Origin of the sequence: Pseudomonas sp., assembly GCF_026224925.1 — a bacterium.
Lineage (GTDB): Bacteria > Pseudomonadota > Gammaproteobacteria > Pseudomonadales > Pseudomonadaceae > Aquipseudomonas.
In genome coordinates this window covers 1-5,318 of the sequence record NZ_JAMFRV010000096.1, presented here as the reverse complement: position 1 = coordinate 5,318, position 5,318 = coordinate 1, and the positions used below count along the sequence as shown (strand labels likewise).

5 protein-coding genes and 1 pseudogene are annotated in these 5,318 nt (G+C 57.2%); all 6 read right to left on the bottom strand.

Features of this window, described 5'->3' with window-relative positions:
• A pseudogene (locus M0974_RS04370) lies at positions 1-1,277 on the bottom strand (mechanosensitive ion channel family protein); the annotation flags it as partial.
• A 135-nt stretch (positions 1,278-1,412) separates the two neighbouring features.
• Positions 1,413-2,702: a M18 family aminopeptidase gene (locus tag M0974_RS04365; RefSeq protein ID WP_297833288.1), complete on the bottom strand. Its 1,290-nt coding sequence runs from the start codon at positions 2,700-2,702 to the stop codon at positions 1,413-1,415.
• A gap of 154 nt (positions 2,703-2,856) precedes the next feature.
• Positions 2,857-3,492, bottom strand: a complete 636-nt coding sequence (locus M0974_RS04360) for an RluA family pseudouridine synthase (RefSeq protein ID WP_297833286.1) — start codon at positions 3,490-3,492, stop codon at positions 2,857-2,859.
• 95 nt (positions 3,493-3,587) lie between these two features.
• Positions 3,588-3,842 (bottom strand): cell division topological specificity factor MinE, encoded by a 255-nt coding sequence (gene minE, locus M0974_RS04355; RefSeq protein ID WP_002552653.1) that lies wholly within the window; start codon positions 3,840-3,842, stop codon positions 3,588-3,590.
• Complete coding sequence (minD, locus tag M0974_RS04350) at positions 3,839-4,654, bottom strand: septum site-determining protein MinD (RefSeq protein ID WP_297833204.1); 816 nt, start codon at positions 4,652-4,654, stop codon at positions 3,839-3,841. The genes minE and minD overlap by 4 nt, the downstream gene beginning before the upstream one ends.
• Positions 4,655-4,852: 198 nt before the next feature.
• The coding region (minC, locus tag M0974_RS04345) for a septum site-determining protein MinC (RefSeq protein ID WP_297833202.1) at positions 4,853-5,318 on the bottom strand (466 nt) is incomplete at its 5' end.

The following is a 5,318-nucleotide window of genomic DNA, read 5'->3' as shown; positions in this document are numbered from 1 at the left end:
CCCAGTTCGATAAACAGCAACCACACCAGCAAATGCGCCAGAGTGTAGAAGAAGTTTTTCAGCCGCTCTGAATACAGCGCATGGCGTTTGTGCCCGTGGTGCGGCCTCAATGCATGACGCCGTACCAGGCCGTTGATGACCATGCACAACACCAGCAGCACGGTACAGATCAAGGCCTGGCGCAGGGCGGTGCTGGTGTCGCCCGCAGAGAAAAACGTCGCAAACAACGACACACCGACCAACACCAATGCCGGCACGTACCAGTAAGTGCCGAGAATATCGATGGTGTCGCTTAAGGCGCGGCGGGTCAGGCGGCGTGACAGTGGCTGATTGCGGATCAAGTGCGCAATCGGTCGACGGAAGCGCAGGATGAACAGCCCAGTGGAGAACGCTGCCATGACGTTGGCGAAGGTAGCGGCAGTGTGTGCGAGGTGCTCGCCTAGGCTTGCGATCAAGCGCGGGTCGCTTAGGGCTTCGCCAAACGCCGCAAAACTGCCAATCGTCCACAGCGGACGAAATGCCTGATGGCGCAGGATATACAGCGCGCGGTGGCGGTGGGGGCCATCGAGCAGCGAAAAGGCAATTACGCACACCGCTGAGAACAGCGTGCCGACCACTAGCGCATAGGCCAAGACCATGGCCAAATCTTTACCCAGCGAGGAGGGCAGGGAGTAGCTCAGGTACACGGTGATGATCAGCGCTATCAGCCACGGTCCTAACTTACGCAGGGCGAAGCGCAACATGTCCCAGGTTCGAGGGTGTTGCGGCAGCTCTTCTGACAGACCATAACGAACGCGTACGCGGTGGCCGAACCAGATCAGTCCGGCCGCCAGCAGGCCCCAGATCAGTATCACCACCGCGAAGCCAAGGATTACCGGCAGCCACTGATCGGCTGGAGGCGTCAGCGCCACCAGCTCTTCGCGCGCGAGGGTCAGTTCTTCGGACCAGCGGCTGGCCGGGCTGTTGTCGCCAGAAAGCTGCTTTTCGAAACTGCTGAGGGTGCTCCCAATTAAGCCGAGCACGCCTTCTTCGGCAGGTGGTTGGGCTTTTCGGGTGGTGTCGCGAAGTTTTTTCAGGTCATCGAGCAGCTTGCTGCGTTGCTGATCGTTTTCCAGGGTTTTGATCACTTCATCCAGCGACTGCCCCAGCGGTTCTTGCGCTTGCGGCTGTGCTTTTGATGAGCCCGCAAGGATGCCTGGCAGGCTCACTGCCTGTGCCACAGTAATCGGCACCAGGGCGAGAAGGCAGATCAGGACCAAACGGAAAAAAACAGGCACTGGGTAGTTAACCTCAAAACGGATTTATCTGTAGGAGCCAACTTGTTGGCGATGGGCCTGCTTCGGTGTGTCAGATACACCGCCCCGCCTCGCCAACAAGTTGGCTCCTACAGGGGGTGTATTTTTCCCTGCCGTTTACGGCAAATCATGGCTCGCATAAAAAGCATTGAGCACTTTCACCAAATGCGCCAGGTCATGGCTGCCTGCCAGTTCACGGATCGAATGCATGGCGAAGGTCGGCAGGCCGATGTCCACGGTGCGTACGCCCAAATGGCTGGCAGTAATCGGGCCGATTGTCGAACCGCAGGCCATGTCGCTGCGCACCACAAAGCTTTGCACCGGGACTTCTTCGGCCATGCACAGATGACGGAAAAAACCTGCGGTCTCGCTGCTGGTGGCATAGCGCTGGTTGCTGTTGACCTTGATCACCGGGCCGGCATTGAGTTTTGGGCCGTGATTGGCGTCGTGCTTGTCGGCGTAGTTTGGGTGCACACCATGGGCGTTGTCGGCCGAAATCAGCAACGATTTTTGTATGGTGCGCACATAGTCTTCGCCGTCAGGCAGCAGGCGCTGCAGAATCTGCTCAAGCATCGGACCGTCCGCGCCGCAGGTTGATGACGAGCCGACTTCTTCGTGATCGGTGCACACCAGCAGGCAGGTCTCGTCGGTTTCGGCGGTCAGCAATGCTTGCAGGCCTGCGAAACACGACAACAGATTGTCCAGGCGTGCCCCGGCAATGAAATCACCGTGCAAACCAACAATCGCGGCGCTTTGGGTGTCGTAGAAGCTCAGTTCGTAATCCAGTACCACATCGGCGTTCAAGCCGTGTTCGCGAGCAAGTTGGTCGGTGAGCAATGCGCGGAAGTCCACGCGCTCGTCACCGGCAACCTGCGCCAGAATCGGCGGCAATTCGTTCTGAGCATTGATTGCCCAGCCTTCGTTGGCGGTGCGATTAAGGTGGATCGCCAAGTTTGGGATAACGGCGATGGGCAGCTTGAAATCGATCAGTTGGCTTTCGACCTTGCCGTCGCGACGGAAGGTGACACGGCCGGCCAGCGACAGGTCACGGTCGAACCACGGGGCGAGCAGTGCGCCGCCGTAGACTTCGACGCCTAATTGCCAGAAACCCTGACGTTGTAGCTCAGGCTGCGGTTTGACCCGTAAGCAAGGGCTGTCGGTATGGGCGCCGACCAGGCGAATGCCGCCCATCAGCGGCGAAAGACGGCCGAGCCTGAATGCGACAATCGATGAGTCGTTGCGGGTGACGAAGTAACGACCACCCGTTTCTGTGGCCCAGGTTTCGCGTTCATCAAGACGCTGATAACCGGCAGCTTCCAGGCGTTGGACCAGGCTTGCGGTGGCATGAAAGGGGGTGGGAGAGGCCTTGAGAAAATCGATCAGGCCTTGGTTCAACTCTTCGCGCATAAGTGACTCCAGACAGCAATGGCGCGAGTTTACCGTATTGGTCGGCGGGTGTGGTCACACGGGGGTTTTTGTGTTGTTTGTGCTTGCCTCTTCCCTAATAAATTTGGTCCCACAGGCCCTAATTTATTCGGGAAGGCCGCGACGCGGTTTCAGCTTAAAACGGCGCCGGGCACTCGAATCGCAGGCGTTCGCCGGTTTGCGGATGAGTAAAACTCAGCATGCTGGCATGCAGGCACAGGCGCGGGAAGGCTGCTAATGCTTGCGGGTGCGCGTACAAACCATCGCCCAACAACGGATGACCGATGGACAACATGTGCACCCGCAATTGGTGCGAACGGCCAGTAATCGGCGTCAGCTCAACCCGGCAATACTCGTCGCTGCGCTCTAAAACTTTCCAGTACGTCAGTGCGTTTTTTCCGAACTCATGATCAACCACGTGCCGAGGTTTGGTCGGGGGGTCGTAACGCAGTGGTAAGTCAATGCTGCCACTGTCCAGTTCGGGTTGACCCCAGCACAGCGCGGTGTAAGCTTTTTCGGTTTCACGGTCATGAAACTGCCGTGATAGCTCGCGATGGGTGTCGGCGTCGCGGGCCAGCAGGATGATTCCCGAGGTTTCCCAGTCCAGACGGTGGACTATGCGAGCCTCGGGATAACCATTTTCCTGCAAGCGGGTGATCAGGCAATCCTTGTTGTCATCGGCGCGGCCGGGGACGGATAGCAGCAGGGTTGGCTTATCGACCACCAGAACGCCAGCGTCCTGATGAATGATGCGGATGTTCGACAACGGCATGTGTAACGAACCTCAAAACGCTAGAAACGCCAACGGCGATATTGCACACCGACTCATTCAGAAGGCACGCAATACCGCCGTGGGCACCCGCCTGATCAGCGATCTGGCAGGGTGATGTTGAGTTCCAGAATCGAACAGCTGCCCTGACTTTCCAGGGCGACCTGCACTTGGTCGGACTCGATGTTGACGTACTTGCGGATCACTTCCACCAGCTCTTTTTGCAGAGCAGGCAGGTAATCCGGAGTGCTGCGTTGGCCGCGTTCATGCGCCACGATGATCTGTAGACGCTCTTTCGCTACGGAAGCTGTGCTTTCCTTTTTGCGGTCCCGAAAGAAGTCAAAAATATTCATTCACGACCTCCAAACACCCGCTGGAACCAGCTCTTTTTCTGAATATCGATAAACCGATGCGCCACTTCTTTACCCAGCAAACGATCCACTGCATCGCTGTACGCCTGACCGGCGTCGCTTTGGTCGTCAAGAATGACCGGGATGCCTTGGTTGGAAGCTTTCAATACGGCTTGCGACTCGGGAATCACGCCCAGCAGGCGGATGGCGAGGATTTCTTCAACGTCTTCAACGCCGAGCATTTCACCTTTGGTGACGCGCTCAGGGTTGTAACGGGTCAGCAGCAAGTGTTCTTTGATCGGCTCTTCGCCTCTCTCGGCACGACGGGACTTGCTTGCCAGCAGGCCAAGCATGCGGTCCGAGTCGCGTACCGAAGATACTTCCGGGTTGGTTACGACAATGGCTTCGTCGGCGAAATACATCGCCAGGTGCGCGCCTTTTTCGATACCCGCCGGGGAATCGCAGACCACGTATTCAAACGTGTCCTTCAATTCCATCAGGATTTTTTCAACGCCCTCTACGGTCAGAGCGTCTTTGTCGCGAGTCTGGCTAGCGGCCAGCACGTAAAGATTTTCCAGGCGTTTGTCTTTGATCAGGGCCTGGGTGAGTGTCGCTTCGCCGTTTACCACGTTGACGAAGTCGTACACCACGCGGCGTTCACAGCCCATGATCAAGTCGAGATTACGCAAGCCGACGTCGAAGTCGACTATCACTGTTTTGTGGCCGCGCAAAGCGAGACCGGTACCGATAGCGGCGCTGGTGGTGGTCTTACCCACACCACCCTTGCCGGATGTAACCACGAGAATCTTGGCCAAGGTGTTTCACCCCTAGAGGAAAAGGACAGTTAGTCCCTGAATAGCACCCTGAAACGGCAATAATCGAGCAACGCTAAAAATCGTAAGCCTTTGAATCAGGTTTAACGGACAGATAATCCTGGTTTCTCTCGATTTCCAACGTGATTTGCTACGATTTTGCGACGAGTCATAGATGCTTTAAAAAAGCGGCAGTATCCGTTAAAGACGGGTGATGTTCAACACGTCACCGGACAAGCTGACCTGTACCCCGGCACCCCACAGTGGATCTCTGCGCAAGTCCTCGGAAACCTTGTATTGCCCGGCAATAGACACTAGTTCAGCGCCCAACTGCTGGCAGAAAATTCGTGCTTTGGTGTCACCTTTGATGCCCGCCAGCGCTCTACCGCGCATTGGGCCATACACATGGATGTTGCCATCGGCCAGAAGTTCCGCACCCGGACTGACTGGCGCGATGACTACCAGGTCGCAACCTTGTGCATAAATTTGCATCCCGCCGCGCACCGGCGAGGTAATAATTTTGGTCGGCTTGATCGTTGGCTCGGGTGGCTTTTCCGGTTTTTTCTTGGCCGCTTCGCCTTCCGCAGGCTCTAGCGGGCGTTCGCGCGCGCCTGACGGCGGCAGCACCGGCAGGTCGATGGCGATAGCCGCGGCGATGTCTTCAATG